Raw genomic sequence first — 17,262 nt, forward strand, 5'->3', positions numbered from 1 at the left:
TTCCACTTGTGATAGGTGAGGAAATGATTATGATTGCTTGATCATGAATAAATTAGAAATGAAAGAACTCTATAATATTCGGGAGTCTCATTTTAGTTGAAAAAAATGAATTATCTTTATGTGTTAATATATTATTTATTTTTTATTGAAGTTTTTACAACGTTGTAGCAGAGAATTGTGTCTCTTCGTTTTTATGAAAATAATGTGATTTTCCATTCTATGGACTTACTCTAAAAAGTTTAAATTTCATAAGTTTTGAATATTTTTTAGTTTTTCATAGAAAAACTGAAGGGGATTGTTATACAATTTATCTTTATAATAAAAGATGATGTTTGAAAGGTGCTTTTGTCATTCCAGAAAGGATGAAATAACTCTTTGTAGGCAGTTAAATTATCGTCGGATTTGACAAAGCTTTCAATAAATTACTTAGGACAAGGGGGACGGACATGTATAAATTTTTCAAATTGATATAATTTTCTGTTCATGTTCTAATTGCAGCGTTTGTTTTTATGTAATTGACTTTTAATAAAAAAGTCGACTCATAGAAGATTTCACTAAATAAATCCTATAAGATAATTTCTTATTATTGTGGGAATTGTTGTTTTAATACTATGTCTGATAAAATGAATTTACCTTTTGATAAAGAACATATTGAACCAATAGAATTACGCTCTGCTTTACAGGAACGTTATTTGGCTTATGCACTTTCTACGATTACACACCGTGCATTGCCTGATGTACGTGATGGATTGAAGCCGGTCCACCGGCGGATTGTTCATGCGATGCGTCTTCTCAAACTAAATCCTGGACAGTCTTATGCGAAATGTGCGCGGATTGTTGGTGATGTCATGGGAAAATTTCATCCTCATGGGGATGCGTCTATTTATGATGCCTTGGTGCGCTTGGCTCAAAGTTTTGCTGTTCGTTATCCGTTGGTTGATGGGCAAGGCAATTTTGGTAATATTGATGGTGATAATGCTGCTGCCATGCGTTATACGGAAGCACGTATGACTGAAGTGGCTGCATTGTTACTTGAAGGAATTAATGAGAATGCTATTGATTTTCGTTTAACCTATAATGAGGAAGATGAAGAGCCGGTTGTTTTACCAGGAGCTTTCCCTAATCTTTTAGCAAATGGTTCTTCTGGTATTGCTGTTGGTATGGCAACATCTATTCCACCCCATAATGTTGCTGAGCTTTGTGATGCAGCACTCCATTTGATTGCGCATCCCGATGTAAATGATGAGGCATTAAATCAATTCGTTCTTGGTCCTGATTTTCCGACGGGGGGAATTTTAGTTGAACCTAAAAAAAGTATTGAGGAATCCTATCGTGTTGGGCGTGGATTCTTTCGCTTGCGTTCACGTTGGCATCAGGAACCTGGTAGCCGTGGTTCTTATGTGATTGTTGTGACTGAAATTCCCTATCAGATTCAAAAGTCACGTCTTATTGAAAAAACAGCAGAGTTATTGCTTGCACGCCGATTGCCAATGCTTGAGGATATCCAAGATGAATCAGCAGAAGATATTAGAATCGTGCTGGTTCCTAAAAATCGGTCGGTTGATCCGGAGCTCCTTATGGAGTCTCTTTTTAAATTGACTGACTTTGAAGTAAGATTTCCCCTCAATCTGAATGTTTTGTCTTTGGGAAAAATACCCAATGTTCTTTCTTTACGAGAAAGTTTGCAGCAATGGCTTGAACATCGTCAAGAAGTGCTTATTCGTCGCTCTCATTATCGGCTTGATCAAATTGATAGCCGATTGGAAATTCTTCATGGATATCTTATTGCCTATTTAAATCTCGATGAGGTCATTCAGATTATTCGTGAAGAGGATGAACCGAAAAAGAAGCTGATTAATCGGTTTGAATTAACAGAAAATCAAGCTGAAGCTATTCTTAATATGCGCTTGCGTTCTTTGCGTAAACTTGAGGAATTTGAAATTCGTAAAGAATTTGAAAGTTTGAAAGCTGAAAAAGAAAAACTACAGAATTTGTTAGCTTCTCCTATAAAACAGTGGAAAATAATTTCAGAAGAAATCAAAAAAGTTCGAAACACTTTTGGTCCTGAAACACTCTTGGGGAAAAGACGTACGACGTTTGAAGAGGCACCAAGACATGATCTTGATGATATTCAACAAGCAATGATCGAAAAAGAACCGATTACTATTGTTATTTCTGAAAAGGGGTGGATGCGCGCTTTGAAGGGACATTTGACCGATTATAAAGCGCTTTCTTTTAAAGAAGGAGACAGTTTAAAGTTAGCATTTCCGGCATTTACAACCGACAAGATTGTGCTGATCAGTACGGGTGGAAAGTTTTTTGCTATTGGTGCAAATAGTTTACCTGGAGGGCGGGGACATGGTGAACCTATTCGTCTTTTAGTTGATATGGATGATGAGCACGATGTTCTCACAGCTTTTGTGCATCGCGCCGAGGAAAAATTGCTCTTGGTTTCATCTCACGGTAATGGTTTTATTGTTTCTTCTGCAGAAGTGATCGCCAATACACGAAAAGGAAAGCAAGTGATGAATGTGAAAGCTCCTGATAAGGTAAAGCTTTGTGTTCCGGTAAATGGTGATCATGTGGCTGTAGTCGGTGAAAACCGTAAAATGCTTATTTTTTCTATTGAACAAATACCAGAAATGAATCGCGGTAAAGGTGTTCGTTTACAGCGTTATAAAGAAGGTGGTGTTGTTGATGCCAAGACTTTTAATTTATCAGAAGGCTTAAGTTGGCAAGATACAGCTGAACGAATCTTTAACCGTCAGGCGGACGATCTCTTTGAATGGATGGGAACGCGTGCGGGAGTTGGGCGTTTGGTTCCAAAAGGATTTCCAAAATCAGGAAAATTTATTAATTAAATGTATTTTATAAATGGGGAAAATTCCCTATAGTTTTATGATTGTTTAAGATATTAATTTATAAGGATAATTTATTATTTTTTATATTGAAAGAAAGACCTAAAGCGTAAGTTTTTCTCTTATTTCGATCTTGTTCAGGTTAAATCAATCAAAACTGTTTGTTTGCCTATCATGAGATGAGAGATCAGCCCGTCTTCATAAAAACTATTGAAGAAAAGAATAAAAATATTTTTTAATAAACCGTTTCACATACAAGAGTTGTTGCAACAATAGGTATGTTTGTTTTTTTACATTATACCATTTATGGGTGCTGTCGTGAAATGATTTGATATTTCGAGAGCTGTACCTTTAAACAAACAATGTGAATGTTAACACAAGAGTGTTCTATTTGGAGATGTTTTATTTTGTCTGATAGGTTTATCTTCTTATTGTTCAAGAGAGATGTTATTAATCTTTCATAGTAATATTTATTCGTTAGGATTACTATGATATTGTCTAAAAAGATGACCACGTTCAGCCCATAAGACGAGAAGTATGGCAGTGAGACTCAGAAAGAAAAATCCTGCTGAGTTTGGGATGGTTGTTTCATCAAATTGTTGGGCAATAAAAAAGCTAAGTCCTGCACCGATAGATGTTTGAAGAAAGCCGGATACAGAAGAAGCTGTTCCAGCTATTTCTCCTACAGGTTCAAGAGCGAGTGTATTGAAATTGGCCATAATACCACCGCAGGTAAACATTAATATACAATATAACGTCATATAAAAAGGAAAAGGGATAACACCACCTGCTAAGATGGACCCAATAAACCAAATGCATGAAGCGGCACAAAAGAGCAAAAGCATAGTATGAGCAATACGCCGCATTCCAAGGCGTCCAACGAGTTGAGAGTTAAAGAATGATGATAGAGCTTGAAATGCAGCACCAACTGCAAAAGCAATAGGGAACCAAAGTCCTAGATTATAGATCCCTTCATATGTTTGTTGTGATGTATTAACGGCGGTAAAGATACAGCCTAAAATAATGGAAGTTGCAAGTGTATAGCAAAGTGTTGTGCGATTGGTTATTACAATCCATAAGTTGTGTTTAACTGAAAAAAAGGAAAGAGAGCGTTGCGTATAAAGAGTTTCAGGCAAGCGCAGTTGAATCCAAATCATCAGTCCTAAACCAATCATTGCCATGAAAATAAAAATATATTGCCAATGTCCGAGCAGTAAAATGAGCTGTCCTGTTGCGGGACCAACCATTGGTGCAACAAGAAAAACCATCATAACAATAGACATAACTTCTGCCATTTTTCGACCACTGTAAAGATCACGTACGACGGAAACTGTAAGAACCCGCATAGCAGCCCCTCCAATACCTTGCAAGATACGTAAAATAAGCAAGAGAGAAAAATCAGTTACAAAGGCACAGCCAATCGCCGTAAATGAATAAAAAGCAAGCCCGAGAAGAATAAGTTTACGTCGTCCATACCTATCGCTTATTGGACCGAAAAATATTTGAGCAATGCCATAGCTAATAAGATAACTCGAAATGATATAATGTTGATCATTTTCATTGAGAACATTTAAGCCGTCTAAAATATTGGGCATAGCTGGCAGCATAATATCAACAGCTATAGCGTTAATAGCCATAAGCGAAGCAATAAGAATAACAAATTCTTTATAGCCAATTTTGTTTCTAATCGCATCTCTATGCGTTTGTTCATCGACTGAATATGACATATGGCATCCTTGAAATAAAAATTTCGTCTGAAAACAGCTCTTTTTAAGAGTCTGAATAAAATGAAAGATACCTATGATTGATTACAGGGAATATTTTTTTCGTTCAAAAGTTCCTGTAACTCATTGTTTTGAAACATCTCTTTAACAATATCACAGCCTCCGATAAATTCACCTTTGATATAAAGCTGTGGAATTGTTGGCCAATTTGAGTAATCTTTAATCCCTTGACGCAATTCGTTAGAAGTTAAGATATTAATCCCTTTATAATTCAATCCTAAATAATCAAGGATTTGAACAACTTGTCCTGAAAACCCGCATTGCGGAGCGTCAGGTGTTCCTTTCATGAATAAAATGACGTCGTTTGTTTTAATTTCGTTGTCAATAAAATCATGAACAGTGGTCATTTTTATCCCTCGATATTTCAGATTTTTATCAGTGTGTAATTTATATCCATACTGCTTTTAATCGTATTAAATGTGTGAATGCAAGAAGAAATTTTAGATTATTTTGGGACATTTGTTTGCAACATTAAGGCGTGAAGGTCATTTCCCATATTGCCTTTAAGGGCATCATAGACCATTTTATGTTGTTGAACACGGGTTTTACCACGAAAACTTTCAGAAATAACTTCTGCAGCATAATGTTCCCCATCTCCAGCAAGATCACGAATTGTTACAGTAGCATCAGGAATGCCTTCACGAATAAGCGTTTCAATTGCATGGGCACTCATTGCCATCATTATTCTCCTATGTTGTTCATTTTTTTATAAAGGCTGTTTAAGAGAAAAAACAATTTTTATTCTTCACCCATAAATTGTGGAAACCAGTTTTCATAGGCTTTTGTGAGTTTGTCTACTGAAAGTGTTAATATCCCATCTATATTAAGGGAAGTACCCTCGACTTGACCTAGCTCTGTTAAAGAAACTGTATTGATTTGTGCACGCTCTTTAAGACTATTAAGAGAGTGAGGTTTGACGGCTAAAAGATAACGTCCTTGGTCTTCTCCAAAAAGTTCTGCATGATGGGGTGATTTATTGCTTAATTTTACTTTGATTCCTTTACCTGCTTTAATCACCATTTCAGCAAGTGCTATCGCTAATCCTCCGTCAGAAAGGTCATGGGCAGCGTGAACAAAACCACGATGTATGACATCTCGAACAAATTGACCATGCTTTTTTTCAAGTTGTAAATCTACAGGGGGGGGGGCGCCTGCATCAATATTTAAAATGTTACGTGCATAGATTGATTGTCCTAAATGGGAGCCGCAATTTCCTACTAAAACAAGAATATCTCCATTTTGCATACCACTTATTGTGACCATTTTAGACCAATCATTAAGAAGGCCTACACCAGCAATTGTGGGGGTTGGAAGAATGGCTTTCCCATTTGTTTCGTTGTAAAGAGAAACATTGCCTGAAACGATAGGAAAATCGAGGATTCTACAAGCTTCTCCTATACCTTTAATAGCAAAAACCAGCTGTCCCATAACTTCAGGTTTTTCAGGGTTACCAAAATTGAGATTATCTGTAGCAGCCAGTGGTGTTGCACCTGTCGTACTAATGTTTCGCCAGCATTCTGCGACAGCTTGTTTCCCTCCTTCATAAGGGTCTGCTTCACAATAGCGAGGTGTTACATCAGAAGAAAAAGCAAGAGCACGTTTGCTGTTGTTTCCTACACGGATAACGCCTGCATCACCTCCTGGACAAACAAGGCTATTTCCTTGGATAAGGGTATCATATTGTTCATAAACCCATCGCCGTGAACTTTGATTAGCGGAATTCAATAAGGTCAGAAGCGCATCACCAAGATTTTCAACTTTTTTGACGTCTTCTGCTTTCAAGGGTGTTTTTTTTGCCGGCTCACTCCAAGGACGATCATAAACAGGCGCTTCATCACCAAGCTCTTTGATGGGAAGATTGACAACTTCTTCCCCTTGATGAAATACACGAAAACGTAAATCATCGGTTGTTTTCCCAATGATAGAAAAATGTAGCCCCCACTTATGAAAAATTGCTTCTGCTTGCTTTTCTAGTTCTGGTTTAAGGACCATGAGCATACGCTCTTGACTTTCAGAAAGCATCATTTCATAGGCTGTCATGTTTTCTTCTCGAACAGGAACTGTATCGAGATTAAGCTGTATCCCTAAATTTCCTTTTGCCCCCATTTCAACGGCAGAAGAGGTGAGTCCTGCGGCTCCCATATCTTGAATAGCAACCACGGCTCTAAGTTCCATGAGCTCTAAACATGCTTCAAGGAGACATTTTTCTGTAAAAGGATCACCTACTTGAACAGTTGGGCGTTTTTCACTGATTGAATCATCAAATTCAGCAGAGGCCATTGTTGCTCCACCGACACCATCACGTCCTGTTTTTGCACCAAGGTAAACAACAGGGAGTCCAATACCTTGCGCTTTAGAATAAAAAAGGGCGTTTGTCTTTGCAATACCGGCGACAAAAGCGTTAACAAGGATATTGCCATTATAACGCTCATCAAAATTTACTTCTCCACCAACCGTTGGAACGCCAAAAGAATTGCTGTAACCACCTATTCCAGAAACAACACCAGAAACAAGATGGCGTGTTCGTGGATGATCAGGAGCACCAAATCGCAATGCATTCATAGCAGCAACAGGACGGGCTCCCATTGTAAAGACATCACGTAAAATACCACCAACACCTGTCGCTGCACCTTGATAAGGTTCAATATAAGAAGGGTGGTTATGGCTTTCCATTTTGAAAACAACACATTGTCCTTCTCCAATATCGACAACACCAGCATTTTCACCAGGTCCTTGGATGACACATTTTCCTTCTGTCGGAAGAGTTTTTAGCCATTTTTTAGATGATTTATAGGAACAATGTTCGTTCCACATTGCAGAAAAAATTCCTAGTTCAGTAAATGTTGGTTCTCTACCGATTAACGTCAGGATATGTTGATATTCATCCTCTTTTAGCCCGTGTTGTGCAATGAGTTCTGGTGTAATAGTGATGTTATTGCAAGGCTTCATGAGTATTTATCCGTCCAATTAATCGAAATTTAGCATTTTTATTTTTTTAACCTAGCAGCTTATATTATAAACAATAATGTTGTTTAATAATAAAAATATTTATAGACAGTAAGCTGAAGATTTTGTCCGTTTGTTTGGTGGGATTTAAGACTAAAAATGGTCTTAAATAATTATGTGTTTAGAAAATAATATCCATTGTTGTTTGTGAAGAGCTTTGTTTATAGATTTACGATGCGAGAAATGGTATAAATTCTTGTTTTTTTAAATTATGGAGCGCGAGTATTTTTGCAGCATTATCCATTTACTAACTCTAAAGCACTTTGAAAAAGTAAACGACCGTCAGTACCTCCATGGGCGGGTTCAATAAAGTTTTCAGGATGGGGCATCATACCAAGAATATTACCAGCTTTATTAACAATACCAGCAATATCTTTCATTGAGCCGTTCGGGTTTGTATTTTCTGCATAGCGAAAAACAATTTGTTCATTGTCTTCCATTTGTTTCAATGTTTCACTATCAACAAAATAATTTCCGTCATGATGGGCAACAGGACAACGAATAATTTGTCCTTTAGAATAATATCGAGAAAATTTTGTCTTGGCGTTGACGACTTCAAGTTTGATTTCACGACAAACAAACTTTAAAGAAGCGTTACGCATTAAAGTACCGGGTAATAATCCTGCTTCCAACAAAATTTGAAATCCATTACAGATACCTATAATTGTCGTACCTTCTTGTGCTTTTTCACGAATGGCTTTTAAGACGGGAGTTCGCGCTCCAATCGCACCACATCTTAAGTAGTCGCCATAGGAAAAACCACCAGGAATAATAATAACATCTACATCTGGAATTGTTGTTTCTGTTTGCCAAATTTTTAGTGGCTCAACTCCCGTTATATGATGTAATGCTGCAACCATATCTCGATCACGATTTAATCCAGGAAGTTGAATGATGGCAGTTTTCATGAGCGTTTCACTTAAAAAAGTTCGATTGTATAATTTTCAATGACAGTATTTGCGAGTAACTCTTCACACATTTGTTCAAGTTTTTTCTTTGCGGTTTCAGAAGGTAGTTCATCAAGAACAATATCAAAAACCTTTCCTTGACGAATGGATTGAATGCCTTCGAAAGCTAAACTTTTTAAAGCACCGACAATTGCTTCTCCTTGTGGATCAAGAACGCTTTCTCTTAAAGTAACTGTAATGCGTGCTTTCATTTTTTGCTTCCTGCTTTTTTAAAGAACCTCTCCTTTGAAAGAGGGGTATTTATATAAGGTGATGTTTTTTTACCTTGTTTTTACTTTACGAGAACGGGACCACTTGGTCGTGTTGGTTCATTTTCATTCATAATACCAAGACGTTTGGCAACTTCTTGATAGGCATTAATAAGCCCACCCATATCACGACGAAAACGGTCTTTATCCATTTTTTCTTGTGTGTGCATATCCCATAGTCGTGCAGAATCAGGAGAGATTTCATCAGCAAGAACAATGCGCATCGTTTCATCTTCCCACAGGCGACCAAATTCCATTTTAAAATCAATTAATTGGATGTTAACACCGGCAAAAAGCCCAGAAAGAAAATCATTAATACGAATTGAAAGTTGCATGATATCTTCTATCTCTTGTGGGACAGCCCACCCAAAAGCTGTGATATGTTCTTCCGTTACCATAGGATCATCGAGAGAATCATTTTTATAGTAGAATTCAATGATGGATTGCGGAAGCGGGGTTCCTTCTTCCAGTCCTAAACGCTTAGCAAGAGAGCCGGCAGCAACATTGCGCACAACAACTTCCAACGGAATGATTTCCACCGCTTTAATAAGCTGTTCGCGCATGTTTATACGTTTGATAAAATGTGTTGGGATGCCCAAACGTCCAAGATGGCTAAAAATATGTTCCGAAATTCGGTTGTTTAAAACCCCCTTTCCGTCGATAATTTCATGTTTTTTTGCATTAAAGGCAGTTGCATCATCTTTAAAAAATTGAATATAAGTCCCTGGTTCAGGTCCTTCATATAAAATTTTAGCCTTGCCTTCATAAATACGGTGGCGACGATTCATCATGATTCTCTATTTATCTTGAGAGGTTTTTAATAACATTGATAAATGATACTATCCTAATTGATAGAATTTCTCAATGATATTGCTATGATACTTTTATAATTTTTATCATTACACGTTTACCCAAAGGTGAAGATACATAAGCGATGAGAAAGAAGATCACCTCTTTTGGATCAAATTTTTGCAAGAAAGTGAGAGAGGACCATAAGCCCTTCAGGCCAAGGTCCGTGTCCGGATTCTGCGTTAATATGGCCAGAATACCCAGCATCAACAAAGAGTGATCCCCAATCATTGGCAATTTTTTCTGCTACTGAAAATTGACAAAACTCATCGTTGCGACTGGCTATGACAATAGAAGGAAAAGGAAGCTTTTGGCGATGATAGGGGCCAAATGTCATTAAATGTTTGGGACGTATTTTTTCATTGGCGACATCTGGAGGTGCAACAAAGAATGCGCCACAAATTTTTTCTGTATTTTGTACAGTTGCATGAATAACACTGGGAACTCCTAATGAATGAGCAATAAGCATAACAGGCCTTTGAGCTTTTGCGATGGCGGTTTTAACTTTGTTAACCCACTCTTCACAAACAGGCTTTGACCAATGGAGTTGTTCAATGCGGCGGGCTGTCGACAATTTTTTTTCCCAGCGTGTTTGCCAATGATCTGGACCAGATCCCTTGTAGCCAGGAACAATAAGAATATCGAGTTGATTTGCTCTCATGAATTGTTTTCTTTGTTACAACAGATTTTTGATCATAGGTGGAATGGATTTTGGTTTTCTATGTCGCTTTATTGTTCTTCAAAAACACGTTTAAAAATCGTATTGATATGTTTGGTGTGGTAAGAAAGATCAAATTTTTCGCGAAGTTCTTCTTCACTTAAAGCTTTGGTAACATCTTTGTCATTGAGGAGTTCTTCTAAAAAATCTTTTCCTTGTTCCCAAACTTTCATCGCATTTCGTTGTACAATTCGATAAGAATCTTCACGACTAATCCCTGCTTGTGTGAGGGCTAAAAGAACCCGTTGTGAGTGAACAAGACCGCGGAATTTATTGAGATTTTTTTGCATATTTTCTGGATAGACAATAAGATTTTCAATGACAGATGTGAGGCGAGAAAGAGCAAAATCAAGTGTAATAGTCGCATCTGGAGCAATATAACGCTCAACAGATGAATGGGAAATATCACGTTCATGCCAAAGAGCTACATTTTCCATGGCTGGGAGTGCAAATGCACGTACCATACGGGCTAATCCAGTTAAATTTTCTGTTAAAACTGGATTACGTTTATGAGGCATTGCCGATGAACCTTTTTGCCCAGGTGAGAAATGTTCTTCTGCTTCAAGAACTTCTGTTCGTTGTAAATGGCGTATTTCTATCGCTAGCCTTTCAATAGAGGAAGCAATAACACCAAGTGTTGCAAAAAACATAGCATGACGATCTCTTGGTATTACTTGGGTGGAAACTGGTTCAGCACGCATCCTCAAGGCTTTTGCTACATGTTCTTCAACGCGTGGATCGATATTTGCAAAAGTTCCTACGGCTCCTGAAATCGCGCAAGTAGAAATTTCTTCTCGTGCTGCAAGAAGACGTTTGCGACAACGGGAAAATTCAGCGTATGCAAGAGCAAACTTGATTCCAAATGTTGTCGGTTCAGCATGAATGCCATGACTCCGCCCAATGGTGATTGTCTCTTTATGCTCAAAAGCACGTCTTTTTAATGCTTCAAGAAGTTGATCTATATCCTCTAGCAAAATATCACTCGCACGCATCAATTGAATGTTCAGCGTTGTATCGAGAACATCAGATGATGTCATGCCTTGGTGGATAAAACGTGCCTCTGGTCCAATGAATTCAGCTAGGTGGGTTAGAAATGCGATAACATCATGTTTGGTAATTGCTTCAATTTCATCAATGCGATTGACATCAAATTTAGCTGCTGCCCCTTTTTCCCAAATGACTTTGGCGGCTTCTTTCGGAATAATCCCTAAGTGAGCAAGGGCATCACAGGCATGGGCTTCAATTTCAAACCAAATACGATATTTTGTTTCGGGAGACCAAATTGTTACCATTGCAGGGCGGGAATAACGTGCGATCATCATTTTTTTCCTTGTTGTGAGAGGATTGCGGCTTGGCGCAATGCATTAATACGTGTTCTGTAAAGCTCTTTATTTCCATCTTTATAAATTGCAGAGCCTGCGACAAATACATTTGCACCAGCTTTTGCTGCTATCCCAATTGTATCAACGGTGATACCACCATCAACTTCAAGATCAATAGGGCGGTTTGCAATCATGCTTTTAACGCGCTTAATTTTATCTTTTATTTCTGGAATAAAACTTTGTCCACCAAAACCGGGATTGACTGTCATGATGAGAATGAGATCTAATTGATCAAGCAAATATTCAAGTACATGTTCAGGGGTGCTTGGATTGAGTGCGATTCCTGCTTTTTTTCCCATTTTTTTGATTGTTTGTAATGAACGATGAAGATGTGGACTTGCTTCAGCATGAATGGTTATAATATCTGAACCCGCTTTTGCAAAAGCTTCCAAATAAGGGTCTACTGGTGCGATCATCAGGTGGACATCAAATATTGCTTTTGTTAATGGGCGTAGAGCCTTGACTATTTCAGGACCAAAGGTGATGTTAGGAACAAAGTGCCCATCCATAATATCAAGATGAAGCCAATCTGCACCAGCATCAACAACATCTAACATTTCTTGTCCAAGTTTAGAAAAATCAGAAGCCAAGAGAGAAGGCGAAATGAGATGAGAATGGGGCATTAAAATCTCCTTGATTGGCAGTTTTTATCATATCGCTGTGTATACACAAATATCTTTTGTGTTATGACGGAAAAGAAAGAATATGTATTATAGATCTTTTTATGGAAAGATCGCTTGAAATTTTAAAGCTTTATAAGTGAAAGATATGTCGAATCATAAAACATATTTGATGCCTGAACTTCAACATAAACATACTATCGCGGTTTCTTCCCAAGAATATCGAGATGCCATGAGTCTTTTTGCAGGAGCTGTGCATATTGTGACAACAAATGGTATTAAGGGAAGACGCGGGGTGACTGTTTCGGCGTGTTGTTCTTTATCTGATGATCCTCCAACCCTTCTTGTTTGTCTCATGCGCCATAATTTAAAGAATCAGGTGTTTATGGAGAATGGAAATTTTTGTGTTAATAGCTTGGCAGGAAAGCATCGTTCATTAGCGGATGTTTTTTCGAGGCGTTGCAATTCTACACAAAATGAGCGTTTTGATGTTGCTCAATGGGGAGCTTTGCAAACGGGGGCGCCTAGTCTTTCAGACGCTCTAGCATCGTTTGATTGTCGTTTGATTTGTTGGCATGAGCACGCAACCCATTGTGTTTTGATTGGTGAGGTTGTTGCAATTAACTGTAATCAAGAAAAAGATGCTTTGATGTATTTGAAACGTGAATATCACACTTTGCCTTTATAAAGATTTTATTTTTTTGCATTGATGAAATGATTTATTGTTGCTTCATTTAGACTTTAAACAATGAATGAGAGAGTAGGGGAGGGATGGCTCTGATATCTGATATTAGATTTCCTTCTTTTTAAAGTTTTTCAATAAGCGAGAAAAATGATTCTGGATGAGATTTGATCAAGAATCCAATCTACATAAAAAGCGATTAAACCTAAACAGTGCATTTAGACATATTCGTCAATTGTTATGAAAAGACATTTTACTCTTGTGTTGATGGGTATTGCACAATATATAGACCGCACATAGCATATGTGGAGGTTTTTTATTGCATGAGCGAAGAGATTGATGGTCAATATCGCCCTAGTGAAGATGAGCCTTTTATGAATGAGCGGCAAAAGGCGTATTTTCGTGCTAAACTGGTTTCTTGGAAGAATGATATATTAAAAGAAGCTCGTGAGACTTTGGAAAATTTGCAGGAAGAGAATGTTGGTCAACCCGATTTGACTGATCGGGCTTCTTGTGAAACTGATCGTACAATCGAATTACGTGCTCGTGATCGTCAGAGGAAACTTATTTCAAAAATAGATGCTGCTTTAGAGCGCATTGATAATGGGACATACGGTTTTTGTGAAGAAACCGGCGAGCCCATTAGTATAAAGCGTCTTGAGGCTCGGCCGATAGCCGTTTTGTCATTGGAAGCGCAAGAACGTCACGAACGACGTGAAAGAGTTTATCGCGATGATTAAGGTCATTGAAATGATAAAAAACGAAATTCGTGGTGATAAAATTGTGTATTTTTATTTTTGAGGAGTAGGAATGAATAAAGATGGTTCTTGCCGCCCCTCAATTTCGGCGGTGATTGCTGAATCTTTTACCGCTTGATTCGTAAAAGGAGAGGGATTTTTATCCGATATGTTGTTTCTTTCTGTAGGGGCGGAATTTAGATGTGTGTGTGTTTCTCTCTTTTGTATTTTAGATGTACCTGTAATATCGGATTCTACAACCACATCTGTTAATCCGCCAATAAGGAGCAAATGTTCTTTATTATCGCAACGGACTAAAACAAGGCGGCGTGCTCGATCTATAGAAATTACTTCACATAATGCTAATCGTGATAGACTTTTTTTTCTATTAATGCTGAATCTTCTCGTACTTAAACGACGTAAAAACAAGATAATTATGGTAATAGCTGTGATTGTTATTATAAAAAACAAAGAGCTTATCGTTATTTTCGCAGCAGATACACCTATTTGCTCTGATAACCAGATATACATAGATTTTCTCCCATTTTTGTGTGAAAATATCGTTTTTTATCGAGATAAATTTATAAATACACCCTTAAAAGGCTCACTTAAATACAAGAAATAAAATTTTTAATATTAAGTGAGCTTTCTTAGAAAGATAATATCATAGTATATACTTTATAACAATGAATATAAAGGAAGTTTTGTGATATAAGAAACAGCTAAATCTAAGGCAATGAGAGATGGATAAAGGTTTTGATAATAATAAAAGATCAGCGTCTTCTGTTCATCGAAGAGTTGTGATTTTTGGTGTTGTTTTTATATTAGTTTTTCTTTTCATTGTGGGTATTTTAGGTTTTTTTTATCCACAAAGCTATTTGCAAAAGGCGATATCAATATCTTTTTTGATTCTAGCAATTATCGGTGTTGCAACACTCGTTTTGTGTGGAATGGGCATTTTAAGATATCATGTGTGGTCGCATGAAGATTTTGATTTTAGCATCTTTAATAGGAGCGATGATGCAATTGTAATCTCTGATCTTTCTGGTTTTGTTTATTATTCTAATCAAAACTATCAAAAAATTCTGACCTATAAGCCTGAAGTGTCTTGTTATATGGTTATTGCTGATCTTCCAGGAGCAGGTGCACTCTCGTATCGCTTAAAGGTTGCTGCCTGTAATAATCTTGCAGCGCAAGAGGAATTGAGAGTAGAACAACCAATTTTTACCGATTCTACACCAAAAAAATCTGTTTGGTATAATATTTCCGTGCAGCCTATCACAAAACAGAAAAAAAAGCTTTTATTTTGGCGTATTACTGATATTTCGCATTTACAACAAACGCGAGAAGTTTTTTTCTCGAACCTTCAAGAGGCTATCAATCACTTGGATCAAGCCCCTATTGGTTTTGTATCCGTTAATAGACAAGGAACTATTCTTTATGCCAATGCGATTTTTGCCGAATGGTTTTCAATTGATTTAGCGAATTTCTCAATTGGTCAATATAATTTTGATTCGTTATTTGATAGCGTTGGCGCTAAGAGCTCATGGAGTGATATCTGTTTGCAAACCAACAGATATCAAAGTTCAGGTTACTCTTTACCTTATAGGTTTTCGTTATGTTTAAATTCACACACGACTTGTGAGAAAATATTCCATTGTCTTATATCTGTTTCTTCTCTCTTAGAAGAGGAGGCCATTTATCGTATTGTGATCATTCCACAACAAATACAAAAAGAAGAGGACGATCAATTAAAATTACCCAGTATATTAGGAGAATATTTTGATGCGAGTCCTTTTGCAATAGCCGTGGTGGATCATGCAGGGCAATTGATTCATATGAATAAAGCTTTTTCATCACTCACGGGATGTATGGACAAAGCTGTCAATTTTTATGATGTTATTTCTCGTCGTGATTGTGTGCAGTTAGAGCGTTCTTTTCAGAGAATTGCGACAAATAAAAATTATTTTGTTTCTCTAGAAACTGTTTTAGAAAAAAATGAAGAATGCCATTTACGACTCCATATTATGTCTGTACCGCCTTATCATGGTGATGCATTGCAAGATTTGCTTATTATCTCTGTGATTGAAACAACCGAACAAAAAACACTTGAAGACAAAATGATGCAAAGTCAGAAGATGCAAGCTGTAGGACAATTGGCTGGCGGTATTGCTCATGATTTTAATAATGTTTTAACAGCAATTTTAATGTCGTGTGATCTTCTTTTAAATACGCATCGTAGTTCTGATCCTGCTCATGCTGATCTGATCAATATTAAAAATAATGCTAATCGAGCAGCTGCTCTTGTACAGCAATTATTAGCTTTTTCTAGAAAGCAAACACTTCGACCTGAAGAAGTTGATTTTACTGAATTTTTATCAGATATCCGCAATCTTATTTTACCACTTTTGGGGAATAATATTCAGTTAAAAATTATCCATGGAAGAGATTTGTGGAGCGTTGAAGTTGATCAAGCATCTTTCCAGCGTGTTATTATGAATTTGGTTATTAATGCGCGTGATGCCATGTTAGATGGAGGTATTGTTACGATTGCGACAAACAATATTACAAAGCAACAAAGTGCTGAATTTAATCATCTTGGTTTAGCAATTGGCGAGTATGTGCAATTGACTATTTCAGATACAGGGGCTGGTATATCTGCTGCTATACAAGAAAAAATGTTTGAGCCATTTTTTACAACAAAAGAAGTTGGAAAAGGAACAGGACTTGGTTTATCAATGGTTTATGGAATTATCAAGCAGAGCGGTGGGTACATTTATTGTGAAAGTAAAGAAGGTGAAGGAGCAACATTTCATATTTTTCTTCCCCGTTATATCCCCAATATAAAAGGAGAAATTTCTCAAAAGATTGAAAAAGATGAAGAGAAAGATAAAAATATAGACTTAACAGGATCTGCGACTGTTTTATTGGTTGAAGATGAAGATGCGGTCAGAATGGGGGGGGTAAGAGCTCTTCAAATGAGAGGATATACGGTTTTAGAGGCAGCAAGTGGGGTGGAAGCACTCTCTATTCTTGAGGAACAAAAAGGAGAAGTTGATATTATTGTTTCCGATGTGGTGATGCCAGAAATGGATGGGCCCACTTTATTGAAGGAAGTCCGTAAAAACTATCCTGATATCAAATTTCTTTTCGTTTCTGGATATGCAAAAGATGCCTTTGCTAAAAATCTTCCACAAGATGCTGTTTTTGGTTTTTTATCTAAACCTTTTACACTCAAACAGTTAGCTGTAACAGTTAAAGAAACACTTTCGTCATAAACAAAAATTTATGCAATAGAAAATTGCGTATTTTAAGATTTTTTAGGCGAAATACGAGAGTATTTTGATAAATAGAGCTTATGATAATGTCATAGAATTGAATAAAGAAGAAAAATTTTAAAAATGAACTAA

At 37.1% G+C, this 17,262-nt stretch carries 15 protein-coding genes; 4 read left to right on the plus strand and 11 right to left on the minus strand.

The features are described from left to right. Positions 1-611 precede the first annotated feature (611 nt). Positions 612-2,861 (plus strand): DNA topoisomerase IV subunit A, encoded by a 2,250-nt coding sequence (gene parC, locus ACFIK3_RS05450; protein ID WP_273791186.1) that lies wholly within the window; start codon positions 612-614, stop codon positions 2,859-2,861. Between the two features lie 467 nt (positions 2,862-3,328). Here parC and ACFIK3_RS05455 read toward each other — a convergent pair whose 3' ends face one another. The 10 genes from ACFIK3_RS05455 to rpe form a co-directional block, all read right to left on the minus strand. Continuing rightward, positions 3,329-4,585 (minus strand): multidrug effflux MFS transporter, encoded by a 1,257-nt coding sequence (locus ACFIK3_RS05455; protein WP_375631256.1) that lies wholly within the window; start codon positions 4,583-4,585, stop codon positions 3,329-3,331. A gap of 71 nt (positions 4,586-4,656) precedes the next feature. Next, the gene (gene grxD, locus ACFIK3_RS05460) at positions 4,657-4,989 is read right to left on the minus strand and encodes a Grx4 family monothiol glutaredoxin (protein ID WP_273791184.1); all 333 of its coding nucleotides are present in this window, start codon (positions 4,987-4,989) and stop codon (positions 4,657-4,659) included. A 98-nt stretch (positions 4,990-5,087) separates the two neighbouring features. After that, a complete protein-coding gene (locus tag ACFIK3_RS05465; RefSeq protein ID WP_273791183.1) occupies positions 5,088-5,321 on the minus strand; it encodes a BolA family transcriptional regulator in 234 nt (77 codons plus the stop codon). 59 nt (positions 5,322-5,380) lie between these two features. Beyond that, positions 5,381-7,591 carry a phosphoribosylformylglycinamidine synthase subunit PurL gene (purL, locus tag ACFIK3_RS05470; protein WP_375676359.1) on the minus strand — a complete coding sequence of 737 codons (2,211 nt, stop codon included), beginning with the start codon at positions 7,589-7,591 and terminating at the stop codon, positions 5,381-5,383. Positions 7,592-7,884: 293 nt separating this feature from the next. Next, positions 7,885-8,556, minus strand: a complete 672-nt coding sequence (purQ, locus tag ACFIK3_RS05475) for a phosphoribosylformylglycinamidine synthase subunit PurQ (RefSeq protein WP_375613086.1) — start codon at positions 8,554-8,556, stop codon at positions 7,885-7,887. 11 nt (positions 8,557-8,567) lie between these two features. Further along, the gene (gene purS / locus ACFIK3_RS05480; RefSeq protein ID WP_273791180.1) at positions 8,568-8,807 is read right to left on the minus strand and encodes a phosphoribosylformylglycinamidine synthase subunit PurS; all 240 of its coding nucleotides are present in this window, start codon (positions 8,805-8,807) and stop codon (positions 8,568-8,570) included. An 80-nt stretch (positions 8,808-8,887) separates the two neighbouring features. Further along, positions 8,888-9,652, minus strand: a complete 765-nt coding sequence (gene purC / locus ACFIK3_RS05485) for a phosphoribosylaminoimidazolesuccinocarboxamide synthase (RefSeq protein WP_273791179.1) — start codon at positions 9,650-9,652, stop codon at positions 8,888-8,890. A 173-nt stretch (positions 9,653-9,825) separates the two neighbouring features. Then, complete coding sequence (locus ACFIK3_RS05490) at positions 9,826-10,374, minus strand: RBBP9/YdeN family alpha/beta hydrolase (RefSeq protein ID WP_375631257.1); 549 nt, start codon at positions 10,372-10,374, stop codon at positions 9,826-9,828. Positions 10,375-10,442: 68 nt separating this feature from the next. Then, positions 10,443-11,750, minus strand: a complete 1,308-nt coding sequence (gene purB / locus ACFIK3_RS05495; RefSeq protein WP_375606722.1) for an adenylosuccinate lyase — start codon at positions 11,748-11,750, stop codon at positions 10,443-10,445. Then, positions 11,750-12,436, minus strand: a complete 687-nt coding sequence (gene rpe / locus ACFIK3_RS05500) for a ribulose-phosphate 3-epimerase (protein ID WP_273791176.1) — start codon at positions 12,434-12,436, stop codon at positions 11,750-11,752. The genes purB and rpe overlap by 1 nt, the downstream gene beginning before the upstream one ends. 145 nt (positions 12,437-12,581) lie before the next feature. Here rpe and ACFIK3_RS05505 point away from each other — a divergent pair, with 145 nt between their 5' ends. Together ACFIK3_RS05505 and dksA are read left to right on the plus strand one after the other, a co-directional pair. Beyond that, entirely contained in the window at positions 12,582-13,121 is a 540-nt protein-coding gene (locus ACFIK3_RS05505; protein ID WP_273791175.1) for a flavin reductase, read from the plus strand. 317 nt (positions 13,122-13,438) lie between these two features. Continuing rightward, positions 13,439-13,855: an RNA polymerase-binding protein DksA gene (gene dksA, locus ACFIK3_RS05510; RefSeq protein ID WP_015856486.1), complete on the plus strand. Its 417-nt coding sequence runs from the start codon at positions 13,439-13,441 to the stop codon at positions 13,853-13,855. A gap of 51 nt (positions 13,856-13,906) precedes the next feature. Here dksA and ACFIK3_RS05515 read toward each other — a convergent pair whose 3' ends face one another. Further along, positions 13,907-14,383, minus strand: a complete 477-nt coding sequence (locus tag ACFIK3_RS05515) for a flagellar biosynthetic protein FliO (protein WP_273791174.1) — start codon at positions 14,381-14,383, stop codon at positions 13,907-13,909. 212 nt (positions 14,384-14,595) lie between these two features. On the opposite strand from ACFIK3_RS05515, the gene ACFIK3_RS05520 reads away from it, so the two are divergent. Beyond that, a complete protein-coding gene (locus ACFIK3_RS05520; protein ID WP_375676360.1) occupies positions 14,596-17,130 on the plus strand; it encodes a response regulator in 2,535 nt (844 codons plus the stop codon). The last annotated feature ends 132 nt before the right edge of the window (positions 17,131-17,262 follow it).

The organism is Bartonella sp. CB10SXKL (genome assembly GCF_042195515.1).
Lineage (GTDB): Bacteria > Pseudomonadota > Alphaproteobacteria > Rhizobiales > Rhizobiaceae > Bartonella.